Source organism: Algibacter luteus, assembly GCF_030344935.1.
GTDB lineage: Bacteria > Bacteroidota > Bacteroidia > Flavobacteriales > Flavobacteriaceae > Arenitalea > Arenitalea lutea.
The window spans coordinates 1,499,269-1,524,298 of the sequence record NZ_CP128313.1 but is presented as its reverse complement, the minus strand read 5'-3'; the positions used below and the strand labels follow the sequence as shown (position 1 = coordinate 1,524,298).

The window sequence follows — 25,030 nt, the reverse complement described above, 5'->3', positions numbered from 1 at the left end:
CATAACTTCTCTCAATTATGAAAAAACTGTTATTCCTACTATCAATTATTCATTTTATAGGATATAGTCAAGAAACAAGTATTAACGATCTTCAGCAACAATTAAACTCAGAGCAACAACCAAATAAGCAACTCGAAATTATCAACCAAATGGTAGATATTGCTTTTAATAAAGATATGGCGCAAGCCTTAAAATTTGCTAAGAAAGGCGTAAAATTATCTGAAGAAATAGACGATAAAAGCTGGCGACCAAAATTTTACGAAATGCAAGGCAGGATGCATGCCAATTTGTTACAATTAGATTCGGCCACTATATTTTTTAATAAAGCTGTAAAAGGTTATGAGGCTGTTGACAATAAAAGAGGAAAAGCCACTACACTATTTAAATTGTCATGGGTTGATAAAAAAATTGGCAATTTAGACGAGGCGTTACAGAAAGACATTTCTGGTTTGAAATTAATGGAACTCCTTAACGACAAGGAAGGTATATGCGATGGTTTAACCCGAGTTTCCGAAGACTTAACAAGGCAAAATCGATTAAACGAAGCTTTAGATTATGCTGAAGAAGCAATTCAAATTGCAGAAGAAAACAATTTAACTTCAGAGAAATTCTATGTTATTTTTAACGCTGCGAATGTTGCCATGGCAAAAAATAATTATGCCCAATCTCTTGAGTATTATAAAGATGCTTTGGCTATAGCACAAGTACAAAACTTAGGCTTACCAACCCAAGCCGATGTTACCAACGGTATAGGAAATGCTTACAAAAGACTTGGGAAATATATAGATGCCATGAAGAGTTACGAATCTTGTTTAGTATTGGCAAAAAAATCTAATTATTTTAATGCTATCAACACCGTAACTGCAAATTTGGGGGAAGTAAATATGCTCCTAGGTGATTACGACACCGCGTTAAATTACCAATTACAAACTAAGGCATTACAAGAAAATAATAATGACTACTCGAATTTAATTGAAAATTATAATCATATAAGTACCATTTATAATAAGTTAGGAAACTACAAATCTGCTTTAGATTTTAAACAAAAAGCATATACGCTAAGAGACAGTATAGCATCGATGGAAAGTGATGCAAAAATGTCTGAGCTTTTAACCCAATATGAAACGCAAAAGAAAGAAGAAACCATTGCCATTCAAGAAACTAAAATTACTCAACAACGTTTAATTCAAACTCTTAGTTTTGGTTTTGTTGCACTTTTATTAGGCTTACTTGTTTTTGGTTTTATAAGTTATCGAAACAGAAGTAAAAGAAATAAACTGCTGGCTGCAAAAAATGCTGAAATAGAATTATTATTAAAGGAAGTGCACCACAGAGTGAAAAATAATTTAGAAGTGGTATCTAGTTTACTATCGTTACAATCGGCTCAAATAGAAGACTTAAACACCAAAGAAGCCATGTTAGAAAGTCAAAATAGAGTAAATTCAATTGGTATCGTACACCAAAAACTTTATCAAGGCAAAAACCTTGGAGCCATTGAAATGAAAGATTACTTTCTAAACTTAAGTGAAAGTATTTTAGATAGTTTAGGTGCAGAAAATAAGGTAAGTTTAAATTTAGCTATGAATCAATTAAACTTAGATATTGATACAGCTGTTCCGTTAGGTTTAATAATTAATGAGCTATTAACCAACACCGTTAAATATGCATTTCCTGAAAATAACAAAGGAACTGTTACTATTAAACTTCAAAAACAAAACAATAATATACTTCATTTAGAAGTTGCTGATAATGGTCAAGGTAAATCTGATGTCATAAAAGGTACTGGTTTTGGCTCGCAACTTGTCTCATTACTCACTCGTCAATTAAATGGTACCATGACAGAGATAAATAAAAACGGTACAACTTTTATTTTCGATTTTCAACTCAAACATTCTTCATAAGAGTCTCTGTTTTACTTTTTAAGAAAATCTAAAAAAGGCCTTTCGATAAAAAAAACCTATCCTTTGGACATTATTTAATCCGTTTCGTCCGCTATCGCTTTTATTACATTGTTTATAATCAGAAATTATGTAAAAATTTAAACTATTTAGTTAGTCGATTTTTCAAACCAACCAATCAAAACTAAACCTACATTATTTGATTTTGATATGTGTCAACTTCAATTTTGTAGGTTTTTTTTAATTCAATAATAAAATGAAAAAAGCAGGTATTATAGGAGGCTCAGGTTTTATTGGTAGCTACATCACAAAAAAATTTCTAGAACATGGGTATCAAGTAAAAGTTTCAACAACGGATATTTCTCGTGAAGACAAGTATGAACATTTAATGACACTTAAAAATTCTGAAAATCTTTACATAAGTGAGCTGAATGTTACAGATAAGTCCGCATTAAAAGATTTTGTAAGTGATTGTGATATAATTGTTCATGGCGGCACACCTTTTAAATTAGATGTTGAAGATCCAAAAACCGAATTATTCGACCCAACCATTACAGGCACTGAAAATTTTTTAGACATCGTCAATACAACACCAAGTATCGAAAAAGCAGTTTTTATAGCTTCAGTTGCCGGATGGAATACAAATTTTCCTTTTCCGCCTGAGGGCAAAAGTTTTACTGATACCATTGATGAACAAGGAACTAGGTTTATGAGCACTGAAAGTCATCCTTATGCTCAAGCAAAATTCATAGCTAACAAAACCGTTGAAAAATTTATTCAAAATAATCCAGATACGCATTTTGAAATTAGTACTGTTTCTCCAGTAGCAGTCATGGGAAAAGCCCTTTCTAAAAGAGAAGATTCTACTTCTAATGGTTTACAATTTTTGATTAAAAATAATATGGCTCCAAATGACTTTATGAAAGCATTATACGAAAACGATGTGCCTTTTGCACTGGTGGATGTAGAAGATGTTGCCAACGCCATTTACAAACTTGCGACTACGTTGGGCCTTCATGGTAAAGATTATTTACTGAGCAGTGAAACCTATAAAATATCTGATATGCAAGCAATGCTTAATAATGATCAACCTAATGAAAAACCAAGCATTGTTTATAAAAATGATTTAGCTAAAACCGATTTAGGTATTCAATTTAAACCTATAAAATCCACATTAAACCATTACTCAACATGAGTATTAAAATAACTCTATTAACAAATAACTTAAAACCAAGAAAAAATGAAAACAAAAACTTTATTACCAATTCTCGCTTTTCTTTTAAGCATCACGAGCATTTATGCTCAAAAAAAATCAAACGGTACTGTTTATATCGATCATCCAGCAATTGTAACAGTTGAAGCCATGACAAAAGCATTTGTTGCAGGCGATTCTACAAAAGTGGCTAGCTATTTAGCAGATGACTTTAAAGTTTATAATGGTGTAAGCACAGCCACAAAACAAAAAGGTCGAGACAAGGCTTCGTTTGCAGGAGGCGCCATTGGCTGGAACAAAGCTTTAGATTATTTTTCAATAGTACGTACTAAAGGTGCATATCCAGACGCTATTGAGTACAAAAAAGACAACGACAAAAACGAGGTTTGGGTACAAACCTGGGAAGACATTAAAGGTGTTCACAAAAAAACTGGAGTAAAAGTTAATATGCCCATGCACAGACTTTATGTTGTGAATAAAGACAATAAAATACAAACTCTTATAAATTATACTAACCAAAGTGTTTTCGACGAGATTGGAGCTAGCTATGGAAATAGAACGAATGGCACAATTTACAATCATCATGATAATATCAACACGGTTCGTAACGCTTTTTATGCTTTCGAACAATCAGATTTAGACAAATGCTTAAGTTATTTTAGTGATGATGCTACTTTCAGCACTATTCATCAGAAATTCGGGGAATCGGACAATAAAACCGAAGCAAGAGCGCGCTGGCAAGGATTCTTGGATAATTTTGAAATTGTAAGTCTTGATATGATTGGATACCCAGATTATTTAGAATATGAAATGAGTAACGGTCGTGAGGTGCTTTCATGGTGGAATTATCATTTAATACGCAAATCTGATAAAAAAGAATTAGAACTACCTCTTCATGCAAGTAGCAGTTTTGATAAAGATGGTAAAATTACATCGCACATGATTTATTACAGTCAATCTTTACTAGATGCGAAGTAAGCTTCATACTATACCAAAAGACAGCCAAGCCGTATTGGCTGTCTTTTAGTTTTATTCCCTTTAACGAAACTCGTTATCATAAATCAAACCATTTAAATAATGAAAACAACACAAAAACTAAAATTAGGTTTGTTATCAATCATTCTTTGCACGATTTTCTTAGGATGCAACCAAACCAAACAAGAGGAAATTAAAGAAGTTGAAGTAGTTGAAACAACGCCTGAAGGACCGGATTTCTTCCTACTGCGTCCAGAAGTTGAAAAAGCTTACGGCTATTCGCACGCTGTTAAAATTGGAAATGACATTAAAATATCTGGAGCCGTAAGTATGGATGATGAAGGAAACCCCACAGCAATTGGGGATATAGAACAGCAAATGAAAAACTGTTATTCCGATTTGGAGAAAATCTTAAAACATTATGGTTGCACTTTTGATGATGTGATTGTAGAAAATGTTTTTACCACAAACATGCCCCAGTTTCTCGAAGTTGCAGGATATAGAAATGAAATTTACAAAGGAAGATTCCCAACAGGCTCCTGGTTGGGTGTAAAAGAATTGGCAATTCCCGAATTTATGATTGAAATTGAATTAGAAGCACATAAAGCCAAATAACAAATTATCACTAAAACTATTAACCAACCAAAAATTAAAATCATGAGAAATCTTAAAAACATACTGCTATTATTTGTTGTCTCAATCAGCGCACCGAGTTCATTTTATGTACATGCTCAAAATGTAGACGTAGAAAGAATGCACCAACAATATATCACGTTGATAGATACTGAGAATCTAGATTTTATAGATGAATTGTATACCAAAGATGCCTCAATTAAAAATACAGACGGTAGTATGGTATCTGGTTTAGATGCCATAAAAGCTCAATATGGTGCCACATTTAATGCTGGAAAATATAATATTACCTTAAAAACGATTGATGAAACGGTGTTAAAAAAAGGTTTTATGTTTGTTAGTGGCTCTTTTGTATTTAGTAAAATTGAAGAACCAAAAGCTGTACAAAGTGGGCAATTTGTAAACACATTAAAAAAGGTAAAAGGCAATTGGAAAATTTTTAAAAGCTATCGCTATGCCATACCTCAAAAAAATGCAGCCATAGTTGATGCAATGTATAAAGCATTTTCAGAGGGCGATATTCCAGCAGTATTAAGCCGGTTTGATTCTAAAATAGTCTGGAATGAAGCAGAAAGTAATAAAATGGCAGATGGTAATCCTTACATTGGTCCAGATGCTGTTTTAAACGGTGTTTTTGCACGTGTTGGTGAAGACCATGAATATTTTAAACTCGCTGATATTACATTGCATGAAATGAGCAATAACAAAGTTTTGGCAACATTGCGCTATGATGCCAAATATAAAGAAAGTGGTAAAACTTATAATGCACAGGCAGCTCACCTCTGGACAATAAATGACGGAAAAGTAATTGCTTTTCAGCAATACGTAGATACCAAAAAACTCGCCGAAGCAGAAAAAAAATAAACCGTCATGCAATTAAAACAATCACTCATAATTGCAGTAACTATAGGATTTCTATCAGTAACTGCATGGGAGCTTTATTGGCGCTCGCAAGGTCATCACCCAAATATCGACGATAATAAAAACCTTTGGGCGAATCAAAGAGCGAAATTAGAAAATAGCCAAGAAAACACAGTAGCTATTATAGGTTCTTCCAGGATTTTATATGACTTACAATTAGATATTTGGAAAACAGAAACCAACACCGACCCAGTTATGTTAGCCACACAAGGGGCATCGCCTATTCCTGTTTTTAAAGATATTGTAGATAACACCGATTTTAGTGGAACACTCTTAGTAGGCGTTACACCTCCGTTACTATTCGCTACAACATATCCTGAAGCGGAGTTTATGAAGCGATCTCAAACACTAGTTGATTACTATTATAATAGAACCTACGCACAACGTATTAACCATAAGTTATCGGTTCCGCTTCAAAAAAGTTTGGCATTTATTCGTGATGGTGATGAAAATTGGGATTCTGATGTGGATTTAAAAACACTACTAAAAAATTTAAATCCAGACGAACGTGGAGGTCCAATTTATCCGCCCTTCAACAATTTTGAAGACATTACTTTAGAAAGGCATATGAAAATGACCAAACGAATGGAAAACGACACAGCATATGCCAACACCGTAAAAAAAGTATGGACCGCTATTTTATCAGGCGACCATCCACCACCAGATAAAGACGGAACAATTGCTGCATTTTCTGAATTAGCTAAGAAATTCAAAGCAAGAGGTGGCAACCTCATTTTAATAAGGTGCCCGTCATCAGGTCTTTTTCAAATGGTTGAAAGTAAAGGGTTTCCGAGAGAAGCGTTTTGGAACGTCCTTGTTGAACAATCGGGAGCGAAAGCTTATAATTATCTTGACTACCCTAAATTTCAAAATTTATTTTTACCTGAGTGGTCTCATTTAGCTGTAAAAGATGCTCAGTTTTTTACCAGAGAGCTTATTAAAATTATGAAATCTGATGGCGCATTAACTAACTCTAACACCAATTAGTTATGTTATTTAATTCATTAAGCTTCGTAGTATTTTTAGTTGTAGTTTTAGCACTTTATTATTTAAAACTATTTAGTTGGACTGGAAAAAAGAGAATGCTTCTTTTGGCGAGTTATGTGTTTTATGGCTTATGGAATCCGCCATTAGTTATTTTACTTTGGATTTCAACAGTTGTAGATTGGACGGCAGGTAAAAAGCTTGCTATTGAGGAGAACCAAAAGAAACGAAAAATGTGGTTACTGCTAAGCATGTTTGTTAATCTTGGATTTTTAGCATTTTTTAAATATGGCGATTTTATACTTGAAAACTTTGTCGCTCTTATGAATGCTTTTGGGGTAGATTTTCAGGCGCGACCAATGGATATTATTTTACCAATGGGTATTTCCTTTTACACGTTTCAAACCATGTCTTATACCATTGACATGTATAAGAGAAAAATTGAACCAGCTAGAACTTTTCTAGATTTCGCATTATACGTTACCTTTTTTCCTCAATTGGTTGCAGGACCAATTGTTAGAGCAAAAGAATTAATCTCTCAGTTTTACGAAGAAAAGAAAGCAACGGCTAATCAATTTATTTGGGGATTGTTTTTATTAACCATCGGCTTGTTTCAAAAAGTAGTAATGGCTGATACCTTATTGGCTGATACTTCAGATACTGTTTTTGGCGCTGGCAAAATACTCAATGGTGTTGATGCGTGGATAGGAACCGTTGCTTTTTCAGGACAAATATTTTTCGATTTTGCAGGCTACTCAACCTGTGCAATAGGAATCGCTTTAATGTTAGGAATCATTCTACCAGACAACTTTAGATACCCTTATGCATCGCTTGGATTTTCTGACTTATGGAAACGTTGGCACATTTCATTATCATCATGGTTAAAAGATTATTTATACATACCATTAGGAGGAAATCGACATGGAATTACTAGAATGTATGTAGCGTTGATGCTAACTATGTTGTTAGGCGGTTTATGGCACGGAGCAGCTTGGACTTTTATTGTTTGGGGCGGTTTACATGGCACCTATTTAATTTTAGAACGACTGCAACGGCAATATTTACCATTTAAAATAACCAAATGGAATGGTGTTTTTTTAGCATTCATCACATTTTCATGCGTTAATATTACATGGGTGTTTTTTAGAGCTAGAGAATTTGAAACCGCTTGGAACATGATAAAATCTATGTTTTATTTAAACCAAGATGGTTCCAAAATTCTTCAATCATTCGATATAATTAAAGTATCAATAGTTATAAGTCTTTTATTTTTATGCCATTGGATCATGCGAAATACTTCAATGAAAGAAGTATCTTTAAAAACACCAACGTGGGTATTGGGTGTTGTTTGGGCAATCATGTTTTTTTTAATCGTTATTGCACAAGGCAGCGGCGAACAATTTATTTATTTTCAATTTTAAACACTTAAATTAGTTGCATGAGTATCATAAAATCAACCCGAATTGAATCTATTGATGTATTAAGAGGTGTTGTCATGGTAATTATGGCGCTAGATCATGTTAGAGATTATTTTCATTATGGAGCGTTTTTTAACGACCCAACCAATCTTGAAACAACAACACCATTCTTGTTTTTTACTAGATTTATAACACACTATTGCGCACCGGTTTTTATATTCTTAGCAGGGACTTCTGCATTTTTATATGGTAGTAAAAAATCAAAGTCCCAACTTTTTAAATTCCTTTTAACAAGAGGGTTGTGGTTAGTTTTTTTAGAGATTGTTTTAAACAATTTATTTTGGTGGTTTAATATTAATTATGAATTTATTGCGCTTCAAGTTATTTGGGCTATAGGCCTATGTATGATACTTTTATCTTTTCTTATTTACCTCCGAAAAAAACTACTGTTACTGATTGGTGTAATTTTAATTGCATGCCATAATTTGTTAGATGGAATTGTGCTTCAAGGCAAAAGTTTTACGTCTATCTTATGGTATATATTGCACCAATTTCAATTTGTAAGTTTTGAGAATGGCAGAATGATAGCCTTTGTTTATCCCATAATTCCGTGGGTCGGATTAATAAGTTTGGGTTATTGCTTTGGAACGTTTTATAACAAAGATTTTGATGCTGCTTTAAGAAAAAAATGGTTACTACGCCTAGGTCTTGGAGCTATTCTTTTATTTTTTGTTGTTAGAGGGTTAAATGTTTATGGAGATTTAGTCCCATGGACAGAACAGGCTACCACTACAAAGACTATTTTATCATTTTTTAAAGTAACCAAATACCCACCTTCCCTTTCGTTTTTGTTAATTACCATAGGACCTGCACTTTTATTTTTATATGGTATAGAACGTGTGAAAAATAAAATTACCGACTTCTTACTAGTCTTTGGACGTGTGCCCTTCTTTTTTTACTTCATACATGTCCTTGTTATTCACGTTTTGGCCATAATAGGTATGCTTATTTTTGGCGGTAATTGGAAAAACATGATTATTACTGTAGATGTTTTTAATAACGCAAAGCTTCTAGACTACGGTTATTCACTATTTGTGGTATATTTAGTTTGGATTGGAGTTATTGCACTCCTATATTTTCCGAGCAAAAAATACATGATTTACAAAGCTAATAATAAAGACAAATGGTGGTTAAGCTATTTATAATAAGGAAACTATGATTCAAAAAGAAGAAGGATTAAAAAGGCGAGTTGGCGTATTAGGCTTATCAGCAAACATCGTTAATATTATAATTGGGTCTGGTATATTTGTACTTCCTGCCATTGTAGCCAGCTATATGGGAGCTTCAAGCATCATTGCTTACCTTTTTTGCGGCTTATTAATGGCAATGATTATGCTATGCTTTGCAGAAGCAGGCAGTAAAGTGACCAACACTGGCGGTCCTTATACGTATATAGAAACCGCGTTTGGAGATTATGCCGGTTTTATTGCAGGCTTTTTTGCCATTGGAAGTAATTTGTTTGCAGATGCGGCAGTATCCAATGCTTTAGTTAATGTTATTGGTTCTGCATACCCGATTTTCGCAGAAGGTTTACCTCGGTTTGTGTTCCTTTTTATATTGTTTTATGGCATGGTGTACATAAATGTTATTGGCCTGAAACAAGGTATTGGCTTAGTGAAATTTAACACACTAATGAAACTCATACCACTACTACTTCTTATTGTTATAGGTTTTAAAGATGTTTCAATAAGTAATTTATATTTTGAAAATATGCCAAGTATTAAAACGCTTGGTGAAACATCGCTTATATTATTTTTTGCCTTTCAAGGGTGTGAAACTGGTATTATTGTTGGTGGTGAGGTCATCAATCCTAAACGTACAATTCCTAGAGCTATATTAATAAGTATTACAACAGTAGTTGTTGTCTATGTATTAATTCAAACGGTTTCTCAAGGTGTTATGGGATCTGATTTACCAGATTTTAAGGCAGCACCATTAGCAGAAACCGCTAAGGTGGTTATGGGTTCTTTTGGGTATACGCTGTTAATTATTGGTGCCGTCATTTCTATGTTTGGTTATATGAGTGGCACTATATTAAATAGCCCAAGAATAGTTTACGCCCTTTCAAGAGATAACGTTATACCTATAAAAGCATTATCTAAAATTCACAAATCATTTGCAACACCTTATGTCGCCATAATTGTATATGCAACCATCGGCTTCATTTTAGCCATATCTGGGAGTTTCGAACAACTTGCAGTTATTGCCAGTAGTTCTATGCTAATCCTCTATTTAGGTGTAGCCTTGTCTGTAATCAAATTACGTAAATCTGAAAAAGATTCTTATGAAGGTTTTAAAATTCCTGGAGGTTGGACCGTACCAATTGTAGCTATTGCCACTATTCTGTATTTTTTATCAAATCTATCAACAAATGAAATGGCAGTAACTGGAATAGTCATTTCAATTTTAAGCTTAATCTTTTTAATTATGAGATTTATTAGAAGGAAAGGATAAAAAAGATGAACTCACTATTCTCTTAACTTTCCAGAGAACACACTAACTTTAGAATTAAACGGATTACCAGAAGCACGTCTCAACATAACTACTTGTCCGCAATGCCACAGCGCATCTGAAATTGGCCCATTTATAAGATTCCAAAACGGGAATTTTTCATTATCGAATTTTGATAAATCATTTGTTCCTCTTAGTAATTCTGAAGCCTTTTGAAAGTTTAGCAATGTTTGCTTTCTTTGTTCTTGAAACGTCATGTCTTCAGCCTCCAAAGCTTTAAAATCTGAAGAAATTGATTTTAAAATAAAATTAGAAAGTCCAAAAATATGAGCAATCGTTTCTTTTGAAGTTCGTCCCGATTCACTCGGTTTATAGTTTAAATCCTCAGGCTTTAAACCTTCAGTAGCCCAATAATATCGAAATCCTAACCCATCAACCATTCTTGAAGCCACTGTTCCAGGAGTATAAGTTTCAGCGTAATCTGGTATTTGATAAAAGGGCAGTTTTTCTTCGTTCTGAGCCATAACAAAGGTGTTTAAAATTAAGACTAAAATGATGGGTAATTTTTTCATTTAGTTAAACTAATCTTTTATTGGCGCCGCATTAGCAATCGGGTTTACGCCATATTTATCGAACAAGTATACCAAAGCGGTCATGGTTGCAGCACCCAACTCTAGCTCCCTTTTATTAACGGCATCAAAGGTATCGTTGCTTGCATGATGATGGTCAAAATAGCGCTGCGAGTCTGGACGCAAACCAGCCAATACATTGGTTTCTGTTTTAAGCGGACCTACATCTGCACCGCTTCCACCCTTTTCAAAATAATGAATAAGATAAGGCTTGAATAAAGGTTGCCAACTTAACACTTGATTAAAAGCAGCGTCGTTACAATCAAAACTAAACCCACGAGGTGTAAAACCACCTGAATCACTTTCAAGCGCAAATACATGGTTTTCACCTTTTTGTTTGGCCACCTCAGCATATTTTCTTCCACCTCGTAAACCATTTTCTTCATTCATAAATAAAACTACTCGAATGCTGCGCTTTGGTGTTATTCCTGATTCCTTTAAAAGCCTCAGTACGTCCATAGATTGTACAACACCCGCACCATCGTCGTGTGAGCCATCACCTAAATCCCATGAATCTAAATGACCACCAACAACCATATATTCATTAGGGTATTCGCTTCCTGTTATTTCTCCAATAACATTATAAGACTGCACATCATTAAGTTGTTTGCAGTTTTGTTTGAAGTAAAATTTAATGTTCTTGTTTAGCTTTAGCATGGTACTTAATAATTCGGCATCATTGGTGCTAATTGCGGCAGATGGAATACGTCTATCAACAGGTAAGTTATCGTAAGTCATACTTCCGGTATGAGGCAAATCATCCATTCGTAAATTCATAGAACGCACAATAACCCCAATTGCTCCATATTTAATGGCCTCGGCAGCCCCTTGATAACGTTGATTTACACAACCACCGTATGCTTCAAATGTATTTACTAAATCGGCTTGCATGGGACGGTTATAGAACACAATTTTACCTTCAATATTTTCGGCTCCCAAAGCGTTTAACTCTTCAAAATTTTTCACTTCAACAACTTCGGCTTTTAAACCTAAAGCTGGTGTAGCTACTGAGCCACCTAAAGCACAAATATTCACATTGGTTGTTTTTCCTGGTTCACTTTCAATATAGGCGTACTCTTTAGAACCTCGAACCCATTTAGGAACCATGACAGGTTGCAACCATACTTTGTCTAATCCCAGTTTATCAAGCTCTTCTTTTGTATATTCAACAGCTCTTTCGGCTCCTAAAGACCCTGATAAACGGCTACCAATTTGATTGGATAAATGATTTAACCAAGCATAACTTTTACCGTTAGTCAAGGATTGTTTATAAATGGTTTTTAGAACATCCTCATCGGTTTGTGCATTAAAATTTAATGTTGAAATGATTGTGAGGACAAGTAGAATAGATTTTAAAATTTTCATGGGATTGAAATCTTTTTTTGGTGCTCAATAAGAATCTTTATTATAATTCGACAATGATATTTTCATTGTTAAAGATACTATTTATTGAAAACTGAAAACTAAAACTGAACTTAAATTTGTGTTAATACCATGCATTAATTGCATTAACGCTTATACGGTTTGAATTATGGGAATATAAATCTGTAGATTAGTTAAAAGGTATAAAAACTACCTAATAAACTTATTCATTATTAAGTTGCTGTTTATACATTTCGATATTGGCTTTTATATCGTCGTCAAGTTCTGGTTCTTTAATATTGTTGTATGTTTTTAAGGTATCCAACATAATTTTTGCTACCAAAAAACGAGCAGTCGGTTTATCATCGGCAGGAATAGTAAACCAAGGCGCATGAGGCTTTGAGGTTCTATTGATAGCGTCTTCATAACAGTTTTGGTATTTATCCCATAGCTTGCGTTCTTTTAAATCGCCTGGTGAGAATTTCCAGTTTTTTTCTTGTTTACGCAAACGACGTAAAAGTCTATTTTTTTGCTCAGCTTTGGATAAATTTAAGAAGAATTTAAAAATGATAGTTCCGTTTTCTGCAATGTGTTTTTCGAAGTTATTTATTTGCTCGAAACGCTTATTCCAAAAAGCATCGTTAACATCTTCTACACTTTCTACTCCCGGAATATTTTCACCCATAATGTAATACGGATGCACCCGAGTTACTAATACATTTTCGTAGTGCGTTCTATTAAAAACACCAAACTTACCACGTGCCGGAAGCGCGATGTAATGCCTCCATAAATAGTCGTGTTTTAACTCTAATTCTGTAGGCACTTTAAAACTATGAACTACAACCCCTCTGGCATTAAAATCTTTAAAAACCTCTCGAATTAAGCTGTCTTTACCCGCTGTATCCATACCTTGTAAACATACCAATACTGAATATTTACCGTGTGCGTAAAGTGTGTCTTGAAGTTTTCCTAATTCTTTTCTAAGTTTTTTAAGTTGCTTTTCAGCATCGTCTATAACAACTTTGGTTTGTGTGCTTTTTAAAGAAATGTTTGAGGTTACTTTGTAATCGTTCATAAAATTTTTAATTAACTGGATTTAAATATATAAAAATGCTATCGATTTTCTCATGCATAGCATTATTAGTTTCTATTTAAAAACGATAATTCAAGGACATAAAAGTTGTTATTTTGTTATAATGAAATGAATTATGAATAAAACTGTTATTATACAAGGTAGCTCTAGAAGTGAGGGAGACACTAGCAAAATAGTGAATTATCTCGCTAGTAAAAATCATTTTGATGTTATTGATTTGAACACAAAAACAATTGGACATTATGATTATGATTATAAGAATGAAGATGACGATTTTATAGATTTAATCACCAACATTATAAACACATACGATACCATCATTTTTGCAACACCTGTATATTGGTATAGTATGAGTGGTTTATTAAAGGTGTTTTTTGATAGAATTTCTGATTTGATAAGGGTGCATAAAAATACAGGTAGAAAATTACGGGGTAAAAATATGGCTATGATTAGCATTAATAATCATGATGATTTAGTTGAAGGATTTAACATGCCGTTTGTGCAGTCTGCTAAATATTTAGGGATGCATTATTTGGGTGATATTCATACCTATGTTGAAGACAATAGGATACCCGATGTTATAAAAAAAAGAATCGATGATTTTGCTAAACATATTAAAGAGGTCTTATAAAATAAGACCTCTTTTGATTTATTTAGAAGCAAATAACTTAACATCCTGTTCGCTAACTTCGTTACCTCCAAGAATAATTAATCGTTCTATAACATTACGAAGTTCTCGAATATTCCCTGTCCAGTCATACTCTTGTAAAAGTTTAATTGCTTTATCTGAAAACGTCTTTTTAGTTGTCCCTTGCTCGTTGGCTATTTTTTCTGAGAAATGATCTACTAGCAACGGAATATCATCTCGTCTCTCATTTAAAGCTGGAACTTTAATTAAAATAACGGCGAGTCTGTGATATAAATCTTCACGGAAATTACCCTCCTCTATTTCCTTTTTTAAATTCTTGTTTGTGGCTGCAATTACTCGAACATCAACTTTAATATCCTTATCGCTTCCAACACGTTGCACTCTACTTTCTTGTAGTGCCCTTAATACTTTAGCTTGGGCCGAAAGGCTCATATCGCCAATTTCATCTAGAAAAATAGTTCCTCCATTAGCCGCTTCAAATTTTCCTGCACGATCCTTATTAGCACTCGTAAAGGCTCCTTTTACATGCCCGAACAATTCACTTTCAATTAATTCACTTGGAATAGCAGCACAGTTTACTTCAATTAAACTACCTTTTGCACGTTCACTTTTTTCGTGTAGCCAATGTGCTACTAATTCTTTACCAGTTCCATTTGGCCCTGTTATTAATACACGTGCATCAGTTGGTGCTACTTTATCGATAATTTCTTTAATCTGAGAAATGGCCTCACTTTCGCCAATCATTTCATACTTTTTACTTACCTTCTTTTTTAGAATTTTGTTTTCTACAACTAATTCCTTTCTATCTAAAGCATTTCTAACCGTGTTTAACAATCGGTTTAAATCTGGTGGTTTTGAGATATAATCAAAAGCCCCTAGTCGCATCGTGTTTACTGCAGTATCTAAATCGCCATGACCAGAAATCATAACAATAGGAATTTCAGGTTTAATTTTTTTAACTGCTTCTAACACCTCAACACCATCCATTTTAGGCATTTTGATATCGCAGAGAATTAAATCGAAATCGTCATTTTTTATTTTTTCTATACCAGACAATCCATCTTCTGCTTCGTCCACAGAATATGCTTCATTTTCTTCAGATAGTATTTTAACTAGCACGCGTCTTATAGCTGCTTCATCTTCAATAACTAGTATTTTTGCCATATTTATATTTTAAATTTTAAACCTGTTCTTAAATAAAATGCATTCACATCGTTCAATTTAAAAACTTCATCTCTATTTTTATTTCGTAATACATTATTCAATCTAAACGTATATCCTGTATACATATAAGCCACTAAATGTTTTGTAAAGCAATATTCATACCCAAGTCCGCCAATGGCAACAGATAATGAAATATGATCTACATTTTCACCATTTATTGTAGTAGGTTCTTGTAAATGTGCCAAATATCCATCTAACCCCACAAATGCTTGTAAGTTGTTTTCTTTGTTAAAGGTATATTTAATATTAGACTTTGGTACGCCTAAATTAAAACTCCATTGCTCATTCACCTCTCTAAAATAACTTACAAAGGGTAGCGGAAAAGGAATCCCTGTTGTTGCATTGTAAGTTAATCCTAAAATTAAACGGTATGGACGTTTTAAACTTTCATCTTTAGTTCTGTCGTTTAAAACAAAAACACCACCATTCATGAAATAATCATCGGAGTTTAAAGCCTTTGAAAGTGTTGATGCAATTCTAGGATTAAACTTCACACCAAACCGCCAGTTTTCATTCCATTTAAAGGTATAACCCAGATTTAAATCTATTACATGAATTTTATTTAAACTCGATGTTTCAAACGGATAACTATCTTCTAAGTTAAGTAATATTCGATTATATTCTGCACCAACAATAAGATAAGAGTCGTTTTTTAATTCTATAGGGTAATTTAAAAGTGCTCGTAATCGGGTGTATTGATCTTCAGATTTACTTTGAGGTATAAACGAATACTCTAGCCTCGCCAAATCAGTAAGTTGAGCAGTTGTAACCTGAAAAGATAAGAACATAGATATCACTACAAATCTTGCTTTTAGCTTTAATTTATAATCTAATTTGCAATTAATCAATTCGATGTCTATTTTTTTATAATATGAATATCTCTTTGTGGGAATGGTATAGTAACGTTATGTTCTCTAAATAATCTATCTATTTCAAAACGAATATCGCTCTTAGGAAATTGTGCTTTAAAACTATCGTTTAATGTAAATACGATTTTAAAATTAAGTGAGCTGTCGCCAAAATCTGTAAAAACAACTGTGGGCTCTGGTGTACTAATAACCTCTGGATGTGTACTGGCTGCTTGAATTAATAACTTTTTTACCAATTGTACATCACTTCCATAGGCAACACCGACACTTACAGACTCTCTTGTGGTTGTGCCATTTTGTGTCCAATTAAATAAACTATTTTCTAAATATAAATGATTCGGAATAACCAACACCTTATTATCTATCGTTACAGCGCGCGTAGTTCTTAGTTTTATTTCTTCTACTCTACCAATTTTATCATCAATTTCAATAATATCGCCTACATGAACAGATTGGTCTACTAAAATAAAAATACCAGAGATAATATCTTGAAAAAGCGTTTGCAGCGCTAAACCAATACCAATTAATAGAGCTGCTGAAGCTGCAAAAATAGCTGTTACATTAATTCCTATAGAATCAAAAACAACGAGTAAAACGATGGTGTAAATTATCCATTTAGCAAACGAAAAAACGGTTGTAAATTTAACCTTATCGTCTTTAGGCATGTTTTTAGTTACCAATTTTCTAACCGACCTTAAGACGAATGTTGTTGCGATTAAGACTAAAGCAACCAATAATACATATTTTACCTTAAGCACAATATCGTGGGCTTCAGCACCTGTTCCGGTTGTATAATTAATAATTTTATATTCGAGAAACTCATTAATTTTCTCCCATAAAGAACTTTCAGTAATGACTTCTTCTACTTGTTGTACTTTATCTTCGATTTGATTTTTTACATTGTCTTGCATGCTAATATTTAATCCATTTAATTAATTCTTTGTAACTCGGTTTCTTACCATACATCAATATACCAACACGATAAATTTTTGCTGCAAACCAAACCGTAAACATAAAAGAGCCTATTAAAACTAATAAGGATAGTACCTGTTGCCAAATTGGAACACCAAAAGGAATCCGCATTAGCATAACCACAGGCGAAGTTAATGGTATAAATGAAAATACCGTTGAAACTGTACCGTGGGGATCTTCTATAACCGTAAATATACCAATATATACTGCTAAAATAAGTGGAAGCATTATGGGTAACATAAATTGTTGGGTATCTGTTTCGTTATCAACTGCTGCACCAATTGCTGCGTATAACGAACTGTATAATAAATAGCCTCCAATAAAAAATAATATAAAAGCAACAATTAAATTAGTTAACGGTAAATTATAAAAACCTGTTAGAATATTTTGTAATTGTGCATTCACCTCCGGGCTTTCCATGGCTTGTTCTATAATTTGTTGCTGCGGCGTTTGCATTTGCGCCATATCAATTCCTAAAATCAATGACACTATACTCATTAATATAGAACCTAAAATTATCCAAATTACGAATTGAGTAATTCCGGCTAGCGACGTTCCAATAATTTTACCAAGCATGAGTTGGACAGGTTTTACTGAAGAAATTATCACCTCAATAATTCTACTTGTTTTTTCCTCAATAACGCTCCGCATAATCATGTTACCATATATAATAATAAACATGAATAATAAGTAACCTGCTAAACCTCCAAAAATAAGTTTGATTACACTATCTGCCTTAGATGTTTTTTCACCTTCAAAACTTTCTTGATTAATTTCAATATTAACTATAGAAGCTTTAAGTTTTTCAACATCAATTCCTTCTTTTATCCTATTTTGAAGGGTTAACTCTGATTGAATTTGACTTTCTAAACCAGATATTAAAGTAAGAGATGGTGATTCTTCGGAATAGAATGTGATATTTTTTGATTCGATTTTTCCACCTGAAATATCTTCAATATGTAACAACCCATAACCATTAGAAATTTTTACTAAGTTTTTAGCGTCTTCTAAAGACATACTTTCTAGAATATTATACGATGTATTTTTAGTACTCTTAAAAATATTTTTTACTAAACCAGATTCATCTAATATAGTTACTACTCTTACTTTATCACTATTTAACTGGGATAAATAGGCAACAATGGCAACAAATGCTATAACAATTAACGGGCTCAAAAAAGTCATTATAATAAACGACTTGTTTTTCACTTTCGTTAAATATTCACGTTTAATAATAAGGGGTAAGTGATTCATAGCTTAGTTATTCTTAACAGCTTTAATAAATATATCGTTTACACTAGGAATAAGCTCCACAAAATGAGACACATCGCCTCTTTCTGTTAGATAGCGCAATAACTCATTCGGGGTTTCATTCTCTTGAAGTTTTATATTGAGTTTCAACTCGTCTTCTAAAGTTTTAAAATTAGCTTTTGAAATACTAAATTTATCAGCTAAATCCTTTTCTAGATCATTTTGATTGTTGGTTCTAATTCCTACTTCATAAGTATTAATTTTAAATTGACGTTTTATATCAACCAAATTACCATCTAATATTTTATTAGATTCATGTATTAAAGCAATATCGTCGCATAATTCTTCAACCGATTCCATTCTGTGCGTTGAAAATATAACCGTCGCTCCATTTTCGCGAAGTCTTAAAATTTCATCCTTTATTAAATTAGCATTTATCGGGTCGAAGCCGGAAAACGGTTCATCAAAAATTAACAATTTAGGTTCATGAAGCACAGTAACCACAAATTGAATTTTTTGTGCCATCCCTTTAGAGAGTTCTTGAATTTTTTTATTCCACCAATCTCCAATTTCTAAACGCTCAAACCAATATTTCAGTCTTTTTTTGGCTTCAGATTTACTCAAACCCTTTAATTGGGCCAAATAAATACACTGCTCTCCAACTTTCATAGATTTATATAAACCTCGTTCTTCAGGCAAATATCCTATATCAACAATATGCTTTTGACTTAAGCTTTCACCATCTAAAAAAACAGAACCAGAATCGGGTATTGTAATTTGATTAATTACCCTAATAAGTGTTGTTTTTCCGGCGCCATTAGGGCCTAACAACCCAAAAATACTACCTGATGGTATTGAAATGGACACGTCATTCAATGCCCTAAAATCGCCAAAATACTTGGAAACACCGTTTACTTCAAGCAAGTTATTCATGCAAATTTTTTAATTAACTTCTAAATGGTAAATATATTAAATGTTGCCTAAGAAGTTCGGTGCTTTCAGCAATAATTATTTTTAATTAGTAAGACATTTATTAAATTTTTTAAGTGAACTCGGAATTCATTCGGGATAAATTCTACTTACAATTTTTTGGCTTCCTAAAATTGAGTTTTACTTAAAAAACAAAACCCACCCTTAATAAATTAAGGATGGGAAAAAAATTGCTATGAAAAAGAAAAATTACCACTAAATAAATTTAGTGATAGTCAAATATAGTTTTTTTTTCAATAATAATAGCAAAACTATTAATTATCTTCACTTTTTATGCAAAAAAAAATCCACTATAAAAGTGGATTTTCATGCTGTATGACCCGTTTTCTTAAGAAAACATATCTTTTACTTTTTCAAAGAAAGACTTATCTGAACTTTCTGGTTTCGGTGAAAAATGGTCGTCATCTTGCATCGATTCAAAAAAGTCTTTTTGTTGTTTATTTAGTGTTTTGGGCGTCCAAACATTTACGTGAACTAGCAAATCGCCTTTACCATAACCATTTATGCTTGGTATTCCTTTTCCACGTAATCTTAAAATTTTACCAGACTGTACACCGGCTTCAACTTTTATACGCACTTTACCTGTTACGGTATCAATTTCTTTTGAAGTCCCTAAAACGGCCTCTGGGAAACTCACATACAAATCATAGTGTAAGTTATCGCCTTCGCGTTGTAATTTTTCGTGTGTTTCTTCTTCAATCACTACAATTAAATCTCCTGAAATTCCATTTCCTGGTGCTTCATTTCCTTTACCAGAAACTTTAAGTTGCATACCATCAACTACACCTGCAGGAATTTTAATTGATACAGTTTCTTCGGCTACTTTCAAGCCTTGTGCATCTGCATCACTCGGTTTTTTATCAATAGTCTGTCCTGCACCACCACATACATTACAAGGTGATGATGTTTGCATTCTACCCAATATTGTATTCGCTATTCTGGTAACTTGCCCAGAACCATTACATGTCGAGCAAGTTTTATATGTTGTACCTGGTGCTTGAACTTTACGTTTTACTTTAACTTTCTTTTCAACACCGTTTGCTATTTCTTCCAAGGTTAATTTGACACGAATACGTAAGTTACTCCCTTTTACTCGACGTTGGCCACCGCCACCGCCAAATCCAGAGAAACCACCTCCAAAGCCACCACCAAAAATATCACCAAACTGACTGAATATGTCATCCATATTCATTCCACCGCCACCAAAGCCACCACCATTCTCGAAAGCTTGATGACCATATTGATCGTAACGCGCTTTTTTGTTCTCGTCGCTTAGTACTTCATAAGCTTCAGCTGCTTCCTTAAAATTCGCTTCTGCTTGTTTATCATCTGGGTTTTTATCAGGATGAAATTCAATCGCTTTTTTTCTGTAAGCCTTTTTAATTTCAGCAGCACTCGCACCCTTACTAATTCCTAATACTTCGTAATAATCTCTTTTAGCCATGTCTTAATTTTATTGCCCTATAACTACTTTCGGGAAACGAATTACTTTCTCTCCAAGAAGGTATCCTTTTTCTACAATGTCGATAATTTTTCCTTTTAAATCATCGCTTGGGGCAGGTATTTGTGTAATTGCTTCGTGGTTATCTGCATTAAAGGCATCGCCTTTGTTAACCTCCATTGCTTTTAAACCTTTTTGCTCTAATGTTTTTATTAATTTTTGATAAATTAACAACACTCCTTTACGTAATTCTTCAGCTTCTTTATCTTCTTCAATATGAGTTAATGCGCGTTCGAAATCATCAAGAACAGGTAATAAGGTTTTCATCACATCTTCACTCGCTGTTGAAAATAACTCAATGCGTTCTTTTGATGTGCGTCTTTTATAATTTTCAAATTCTGCAAACAAACGTAAAAACTTATCTTTTTCTTGTTTCAATTCAGCTTCAAGTTTTTCTTCTTTGGTTTGTTCTTCAGTTACTTGCTCCTCAACTTCAACAGTTTCTGCTTGAGTAGTTTCAACTTGTTCCTTATCAATATTCTTCTTATCTTTTTTACTCATAGTAAATTCAAATTTTCAATCTTAAATTTAGTTGGCAAAAGTACTGCCAATATTATAAAAATGTCATAATGTCATTAAAATTATTTTAATTTTTTTTTTGAAAGCGAATGACTAATTTTACAAGCCAACACTAAAAACAATTAAAATGAAAAAGAATTTTGTAATTATTTTATTTATTTCAGCATTTACATTTGCTGTAACATCCTGTAAAGACAAGGCAAAAGAAGCAACGACTACAGCAGCCGAGGCAGTTGAAGAAGTTGTAAACGCAGAAGCTTACACGGTTAACAAAGACGCATCAACGATTGCATGGAAAGGGTTTAAACCTACGGGAACGCACACTGGCACCATTGCTATTGAAAATGGGGTGCTTGATGTTTCTAATGGAAACATAGTAGGTGGAACTTTTTTAATTGACATGAACTCTATAGTTGTAACCGATATTCCTGCTGAAGACGAGAAAAACGCAAAACTTACAGGACATTTAAAAAGTCCAGACTTTTTTGATGCCCAAAAGTATCCAAGTGCAGGATTTACAATAACTGGTTTAGAAGAGGTTGAAGGAAAAATGATGCTTTCTGGTAATTTATCTCTTAAAGATGCAAAGAACAATGTAACATTTCCAGTAAGTGTAACTAATGAAAATGGTGTGGTTACTTTAACAAGTGAAACGTTTACCATCGACAGAAGTAAATGGAATGTACAATACGGTTCTAAATCGTTTTTTGATAATTTAGGTGATAAATTTATTAACGACGATATTGAATTAAAGGTTTCTGTTTCGGCTGCAAAGTCTTAATTGATAGAACAATCTAATTGAAAAACCATCTTGTAAAAATAGGATGGTTTTTTTATTTATATACCGATGAGCATCGTATCAAAAAAAGTAATAATCCTGCACTAAGCTTTAACGCGAATATTATTTACCCAACAAATCTGTCAATGCTGGTTCTAGATAGTTATACTCAAAATTAAACCCTTTGTTTTCAATTTTTTTAGAACTTACACGTTGACTTTCAAAGAGTAGAATATGCATTTCGCCCAAAATCAATTTCATAAAAAACTTAGGAATATTTGGCATAAATAAAGGCTTGTTTAATACACTTGCCGCCGTTTTGGTTAACTCTAAATTAGAAACTGGATTTGGTGCTACCGCATTATAAACACCAATTAAATTATTTTGTAATACATACATAAATAAGTTTGCTAAATCGTGAATATGAATCCACGATTGCCATTGCTTACCGCTACCAAAAGCAGCGCCTACACCAAACTTTATTGGTTTTACAATTTCTGTAAGTGCGCCACCTTCACTGGAAAGCACCAAGCCTATTCTTATTTTTGAAACACTTATGGATAGTTTAGCAAACTCATCGACTGCCTGTTCCCAAACCTCAACTACGTTTCCTAAAAACGACGCACTAACTTCTTGATGAGATTGGTCGTAATAATTGGTTAATGAGTCTGGATAGATACCAATTGCACTTGCCGATATTACTTGTGTAACTTTATGTTTATTATGCTTAAGCGCATCAACTAATAAAGCCGTAGTTTGGGTTCTACTGCTTAAAATTGCTTTTTTATAACTAGGTGTCCAACGTTTTGAAACCGTTGCGCCTGCTAAATGAATAATGGCATCAACATCTTTGATGCACTCAACATCAATTTCGTTTGCTTTTGGATTCCAATAAAATCCTTTATAATTTTCTTTTTGAACAATTTTAGATTTACTTGTTGTTAAGTAATTTACTTGAATGTCTTTTTCATGACAAAGCTTTACAATTTCTCCTCCAATTAATCCGGTTGCTCCAGTAATTAAAACTCGCATTTACTTTTTTTTATAAAGTTACGAAATGGTAAGAGGCTTATTGAAATTTTATATTAGGTTTAACACAGTGTAGGAAGAAGATGCAAGTTTCAAGCAGGAAATTAAAAATTATCACTTGCCTTAAATACTTCTACCCCAAACTGAGAAAGAATACGGCAAATTATTTGGTAGCCCTTAGCATTTCGCGTTTACCTGGAGGCCCAGGAAGTCTTTCTACTTTAAACCCAACGGCTTGCATTGCTCTACGCACACTTCCTTTGGCAGAGTAAGTTACCAAAATGCCTTTTGGCTTTAAAGCCTTGTACATTATTGTGAATATTTGCTCTGTCCATAAATCGGGTTGTACCCGAGCTCCAAAAGCATCGAAATAGATGATATCGTGTACTTTGGAATCATTAATTTTTGAAAAAAATTGTTTTCGTTTTATTAAATTGAACGCATCATTAATTTGATGTTTTTCTTCCCAAGTGACTTTATGAAGGGTTTTAAAAACTTCAGATTTGTTTTCTGCATTTAAAGTTTCGATATAATTTAATGCTTGAATTTCAGCTGTTGAAACTGGGTAAGCTTCTACCCCATTATAATTGATGTTTAGTTTTAGTTTTTCGGCTTCTAAAAGTGTAATGAAGGCATTTAAGCCTGTACCGAAACCGATTTCTAGTATGGAGATGTTATTACCATATTCGTCACTTTGTTTTGAATGACAAAAATGATGCAAACCAGACTTAATAAATACATGATACGCTTCTTGGATTGCGCCGTGTTTGGAATGGTATTGTTCGTTCCATTCTGGGATGTGAATGGTTGAAGATCCATCGGCGGTAATAATAATTTCGCGCTTCATGTGTTGCTTATCTATAAATGAGTTGATTTTAAATTGAACGAAAAGCTGTCCATTATTGATTGACCCCGCGTTAGGGATAGTAATGAAAAGCCCACAGCGGAGGCACGGAGCGAGGACCTGTAATGTATAGCCCGACCCTTGTGGTAACCTGCCTGCCGGCAGGCCGGCGCCCAAAAAATTATTTTTTACTGTGCTACTAAAACACCATCGGCCTCGAAGGAGTACGTGCGTTTAGGCTCTGTAATACTTGCAATTTCTTCGGGGGTTTTACCAGCATCTTCGGCATAATGGCGCTGCTCGTCTACAGAGACTTCTTGTATAAATGCCTTACCATTAATGATAACGGTTTTGCCTGAAATGTCTTTTGGAACGAAAAATCCATAGTCTTTAAACTTTACCATTACCTCATTTTCGTCGTCTAACTGTAAACGCATCCAACAGCCTTTGGCTTGACAAACTTCGTTTACTTTTGCTTTTATTTTTGAGTCGATGCTATCGCCTACATTCAAGGTTTTGTAATGGGTTGCCATAGAGCTAGCTGCAATGGCATCTGTGGCAATAATACTTTTACCGAATGAAGCGAACTCTATTTTTTTTTCTTTTGGGATAGTTTCTGTATTTTCTTGAGCATTGTTTTTGCAAGAAATTAACATAAAAACTGATATAATTAATAATGTAACTGATTTCATGACACTAAAATTTCAATTTTAAACGATTTATGTAAATATACCGCTTTTTTAAAAACGATTTTCTTTAAATTTGTC

24 protein-coding genes are annotated in these 25,030 nt (G+C 33.4%); 11 read left to right on the top strand and 13 right to left on the bottom strand.

The window, feature by feature from the left end; genetic code table 11:
* Positions 1 to 17: 17 nt before the first annotated feature.
* From O5O44_RS06495 to O5O44_RS06455, 9 genes are all read left to right on the top strand, one after another.
* Positions 18 to 1,901, top strand: a complete 1,884-nt coding sequence (locus O5O44_RS06495) for a sensor histidine kinase (RefSeq protein ID WP_289196225.1) — start codon at positions 18 to 20, stop codon at positions 1,899 to 1,901.
* 253 nt (positions 1,902 to 2,154) lie between these two features.
* Complete coding sequence (locus O5O44_RS06490) at positions 2,155 to 3,093, top strand: NAD-dependent epimerase/dehydratase family protein (protein WP_289196224.1); 939 nt, start codon at positions 2,155 to 2,157, stop codon at positions 3,091 to 3,093.
* A 45-nt stretch (positions 3,094 to 3,138) separates the two neighbouring features.
* Positions 3,139 to 4,089 (top strand): nuclear transport factor 2 family protein, encoded by a 951-nt coding sequence (locus tag O5O44_RS06485; protein ID WP_289196223.1) that lies wholly within the window; start codon positions 3,139 to 3,141, stop codon positions 4,087 to 4,089.
* Positions 4,090 to 4,188: 99 nt separating this feature from the next.
* Positions 4,189 to 4,701: a RidA family protein gene (locus tag O5O44_RS06480; RefSeq protein WP_289196222.1), complete on the top strand. Its 513-nt coding sequence runs from the start codon at positions 4,189 to 4,191 to the stop codon at positions 4,699 to 4,701.
* A 42-nt stretch (positions 4,702 to 4,743) separates the two neighbouring features.
* The gene (locus tag O5O44_RS06475; protein ID WP_289196221.1) at positions 4,744 to 5,583 is read left to right on the top strand and encodes a nuclear transport factor 2 family protein; all 840 of its coding nucleotides are present in this window, start codon (positions 4,744 to 4,746) and stop codon (positions 5,581 to 5,583) included.
* 6 nt (positions 5,584 to 5,589) lie between these two features.
* A complete protein-coding gene (locus tag O5O44_RS06470; protein ID WP_289196220.1) occupies positions 5,590 to 6,627 on the top strand; it encodes a hypothetical protein in 1,038 nt (345 codons plus the stop codon).
* Between the two features lie 2 nt (positions 6,628 to 6,629).
* Positions 6,630 to 8,045 carry an MBOAT family O-acyltransferase gene (locus O5O44_RS06465; RefSeq protein WP_289196219.1) on the top strand — a complete coding sequence of 472 codons (1,416 nt, stop codon included), beginning with the start codon at positions 6,630 to 6,632 and terminating at the stop codon, positions 8,043 to 8,045.
* Positions 8,046 to 8,062: 17 nt separating this feature from the next.
* Positions 8,063 to 9,247, top strand: a complete 1,185-nt coding sequence (locus O5O44_RS06460) for an acetyltransferase domain-containing protein (RefSeq protein ID WP_289196218.1) — start codon at positions 8,063 to 8,065, stop codon at positions 9,245 to 9,247.
* Positions 9,248 to 9,257: 10 nt separating this feature from the next.
* A complete protein-coding gene (locus tag O5O44_RS06455) occupies positions 9,258 to 10,556 on the top strand; it encodes an APC family permease (protein ID WP_289196217.1) in 1,299 nt (432 codons plus the stop codon).
* 14 nt (positions 10,557 to 10,570) lie between these two features.
* Here O5O44_RS06455 and O5O44_RS06450 read toward each other — a convergent pair whose 3' ends face one another.
* The 3 genes from O5O44_RS06450 to O5O44_RS06440 all read right to left on the bottom strand — a co-directional run bounded on the left by O5O44_RS06450 (position 10,571) and on the right by O5O44_RS06440 (position 13,619).
* The gene (locus O5O44_RS06450) at positions 10,571 to 11,077 is read right to left on the bottom strand and encodes a hypothetical protein (protein ID WP_237714671.1); all 507 of its coding nucleotides are present in this window, start codon (positions 11,075 to 11,077) and stop codon (positions 10,571 to 10,573) included.
* 57 nt (positions 11,078 to 11,134) lie between these two features.
* Positions 11,135 to 12,547 (bottom strand): M20/M25/M40 family metallo-hydrolase, encoded by a 1,413-nt coding sequence (locus O5O44_RS06445; protein WP_289196216.1) that lies wholly within the window; start codon positions 12,545 to 12,547, stop codon positions 11,135 to 11,137.
* Between the two features lie 220 nt (positions 12,548 to 12,767).
* Positions 12,768 to 13,619, bottom strand: coding sequence for a PPK2 family polyphosphate kinase (locus O5O44_RS06440; RefSeq protein ID WP_289196215.1), 852 nt, complete (start codon positions 13,617 to 13,619; stop codon positions 12,768 to 12,770).
* 133 nt (positions 13,620 to 13,752) lie between these two features.
* Between O5O44_RS06440 and O5O44_RS06435 the strand changes: the two genes are divergently transcribed.
* Positions 13,753 to 14,268 carry a flavodoxin family protein gene (locus O5O44_RS06435; protein ID WP_289196214.1) on the top strand — a complete coding sequence of 172 codons (516 nt, stop codon included), beginning with the start codon at positions 13,753 to 13,755 and terminating at the stop codon, positions 14,266 to 14,268.
* A gap of 18 nt (positions 14,269 to 14,286) precedes the next feature.
* Here O5O44_RS06435 and O5O44_RS06430 read toward each other — a convergent pair whose 3' ends face one another.
* The 7 genes from O5O44_RS06430 to O5O44_RS06400 form a co-directional block, all read right to left on the bottom strand.
* Positions 14,287 to 15,450 carry a sigma-54-dependent transcriptional regulator gene (locus O5O44_RS06430; RefSeq protein ID WP_019388121.1) on the bottom strand — a complete coding sequence of 388 codons (1,164 nt, stop codon included), beginning with the start codon at positions 15,448 to 15,450 and terminating at the stop codon, positions 14,287 to 14,289.
* Positions 15,451 to 15,452: 2 nt separating this feature from the next.
* On the bottom strand, positions 15,453 to 16,358 hold the full coding sequence (locus O5O44_RS06425; RefSeq protein WP_289196213.1) for a DUF6268 family outer membrane beta-barrel protein: 906 nt from the start codon (positions 16,356 to 16,358) through the stop codon (positions 15,453 to 15,455).
* Between the two features lie 8 nt (positions 16,359 to 16,366).
* On the bottom strand, positions 16,367 to 17,290 hold the full coding sequence (locus tag O5O44_RS06420; protein WP_289196212.1) for a mechanosensitive ion channel family protein: 924 nt from the start codon (positions 17,288 to 17,290) through the stop codon (positions 16,367 to 16,369).
* A gap of 1 nt (position 17,291) precedes the next feature.
* Positions 17,292 to 18,605 (bottom strand): ABC transporter permease, encoded by a 1,314-nt coding sequence (locus tag O5O44_RS06415; RefSeq protein ID WP_289196211.1) that lies wholly within the window; start codon positions 18,603 to 18,605, stop codon positions 17,292 to 17,294.
* Between the two features lie 3 nt (positions 18,606 to 18,608).
* On the bottom strand, positions 18,609 to 19,535 hold the full coding sequence (locus O5O44_RS06410; RefSeq protein WP_289196210.1) for an ABC transporter ATP-binding protein: 927 nt from the start codon (positions 19,533 to 19,535) through the stop codon (positions 18,609 to 18,611).
* A gap of 385 nt (positions 19,536 to 19,920) precedes the next feature.
* Entirely contained in the window at positions 19,921 to 21,036 is a 1,116-nt protein-coding gene (gene dnaJ / locus O5O44_RS06405) for a molecular chaperone DnaJ (RefSeq protein WP_289196209.1), read from the bottom strand.
* Between the two features lie 9 nt (positions 21,037 to 21,045).
* Entirely contained in the window at positions 21,046 to 21,594 is a 549-nt protein-coding gene (locus O5O44_RS06400) for a nucleotide exchange factor GrpE (protein ID WP_289196208.1), read from the bottom strand.
* Positions 21,595 to 21,739: 145 nt separating this feature from the next.
* On the opposite strand from O5O44_RS06400, the gene O5O44_RS06395 reads away from it, so the two are divergent.
* Positions 21,740 to 22,393 (top strand): YceI family protein, encoded by a 654-nt coding sequence (locus tag O5O44_RS06395; RefSeq protein WP_289196207.1) that lies wholly within the window; start codon positions 21,740 to 21,742, stop codon positions 22,391 to 22,393.
* Positions 22,394 to 22,513: 120 nt separating this feature from the next.
* On the opposite strand, the gene O5O44_RS06390 is transcribed toward O5O44_RS06395, so the two are convergent.
* From O5O44_RS06390 to O5O44_RS06380, 3 genes are all read right to left on the bottom strand, one after another.
* Complete coding sequence (locus O5O44_RS06390; RefSeq protein ID WP_289196206.1) at positions 22,514 to 23,422, bottom strand: TIGR01777 family oxidoreductase; 909 nt, start codon at positions 23,420 to 23,422, stop codon at positions 22,514 to 22,516.
* A 160-nt stretch (positions 23,423 to 23,582) separates the two neighbouring features.
* Positions 23,583 to 24,266: a tRNA (5-methylaminomethyl-2-thiouridine)(34)-methyltransferase MnmC2 gene (mnmC2, locus tag O5O44_RS06385; RefSeq protein WP_289196205.1), complete on the bottom strand. Its 684-nt coding sequence runs from the start codon at positions 24,264 to 24,266 to the stop codon at positions 23,583 to 23,585.
* A 185-nt stretch (positions 24,267 to 24,451) separates the two neighbouring features.
* Positions 24,452 to 24,955: a DUF4920 domain-containing protein gene (locus tag O5O44_RS06380; protein WP_289196204.1), complete on the bottom strand. Its 504-nt coding sequence runs from the start codon at positions 24,953 to 24,955 to the stop codon at positions 24,452 to 24,454.
* Between the last annotated feature and the right edge of the window lie 75 nt (positions 24,956 to 25,030).

Bases quoted from the DNA above. Each gene is read 5' to 3' on its own strand.
- O5O44_RS06495 (WP_289196225.1), top strand. From the start codon at position 18: ATGAAAAAACTGTTATTCCTACTATCAATTATTCATTTTATAGGATAT.
- O5O44_RS06490 (WP_289196224.1), top strand. From the start codon at position 2,155: ATGAAAAAAGCAGGTATTATAGGAGGCTCAGGTTTTATTGGTAGCTAC.
- O5O44_RS06485 (WP_289196223.1), top strand. From the start codon at position 3,139: ATGAAAACAAAAACTTTATTACCAATTCTCGCTTTTCTTTTAAGCATC.
- O5O44_RS06480 (WP_289196222.1), top strand. From the start codon at position 4,189: ATGAAAACAACACAAAAACTAAAATTAGGTTTGTTATCAATCATTCTT.
- O5O44_RS06475 (WP_289196221.1), top strand. From the start codon at position 4,744: ATGAGAAATCTTAAAAACATACTGCTATTATTTGTTGTCTCAATCAGC.
- O5O44_RS06470 (WP_289196220.1), top strand. From the start codon at position 5,590: ATGCAATTAAAACAATCACTCATAATTGCAGTAACTATAGGATTTCTA.
- O5O44_RS06465 (WP_289196219.1), top strand. From the start codon at position 6,630: ATGTTATTTAATTCATTAAGCTTCGTAGTATTTTTAGTTGTAGTTTTA.
- O5O44_RS06460 (WP_289196218.1), top strand. From the start codon at position 8,063: ATGAGTATCATAAAATCAACCCGAATTGAATCTATTGATGTATTAAGA.
- O5O44_RS06455 (WP_289196217.1), top strand. From the start codon at position 9,258: ATGATTCAAAAAGAAGAAGGATTAAAAAGGCGAGTTGGCGTATTAGGC.
- O5O44_RS06450 (WP_237714671.1), bottom strand. From the start codon at position 11,077: ATGGCTCAGAACGAAGAAAAACTGCCCTTTTATCAAATACCAGATTAC.
- O5O44_RS06445 (WP_289196216.1), bottom strand. From the start codon at position 12,547: ATGAAAATTTTAAAATCTATTCTACTTGTCCTCACAATCATTTCAACA.
- O5O44_RS06440 (WP_289196215.1), bottom strand. From the start codon at position 13,619: ATGAACGATTACAAAGTAACCTCAAACATTTCTTTAAAAAGCACACAA.
- O5O44_RS06435 (WP_289196214.1), top strand. From the start codon at position 13,753: ATGAATAAAACTGTTATTATACAAGGTAGCTCTAGAAGTGAGGGAGAC.
- O5O44_RS06430 (WP_019388121.1), bottom strand. From the start codon at position 15,450: ATGGCAAAAATACTAGTTATTGAAGATGAAGCAGCTATAAGACGCGTG.
- O5O44_RS06420 (WP_289196212.1), bottom strand. From the start codon at position 17,290: ATGCAAGACAATGTAAAAAATCAAATCGAAGATAAAGTACAACAAGTA.
- O5O44_RS06415 (WP_289196211.1), bottom strand. From the start codon at position 18,605: ATGAATCACTTACCCCTTATTATTAAACGTGAATATTTAACGAAAGTG.
- O5O44_RS06410 (WP_289196210.1), bottom strand. From the start codon at position 19,535: ATGAATAACTTGCTTGAAGTAAACGGTGTTTCCAAGTATTTTGGCGAT.
- dnaJ (WP_289196209.1), bottom strand. From the start codon at position 21,036: ATGGCTAAAAGAGATTATTACGAAGTATTAGGAATTAGTAAGGGTGCG.
- O5O44_RS06400 (WP_289196208.1), bottom strand. From the start codon at position 21,594: ATGAGTAAAAAAGATAAGAAGAATATTGATAAGGAACAAGTTGAAACT.
- O5O44_RS06395 (WP_289196207.1), top strand. From the start codon at position 21,740: ATGAAAAAGAATTTTGTAATTATTTTATTTATTTCAGCATTTACATTT.
- O5O44_RS06390 (WP_289196206.1), bottom strand. From the start codon at position 23,422: ATGCGAGTTTTAATTACTGGAGCAACCGGATTAATTGGAGGAGAAATT.
- mnmC2 (WP_289196205.1), bottom strand. From the start codon at position 24,266: ATGAAGCGCGAAATTATTATTACCGCCGATGGATCTTCAACCATTCAC.
- O5O44_RS06380 (WP_289196204.1), bottom strand. From the start codon at position 24,955: ATGAAATCAGTTACATTATTAATTATATCAGTTTTTATGTTAATTTCT.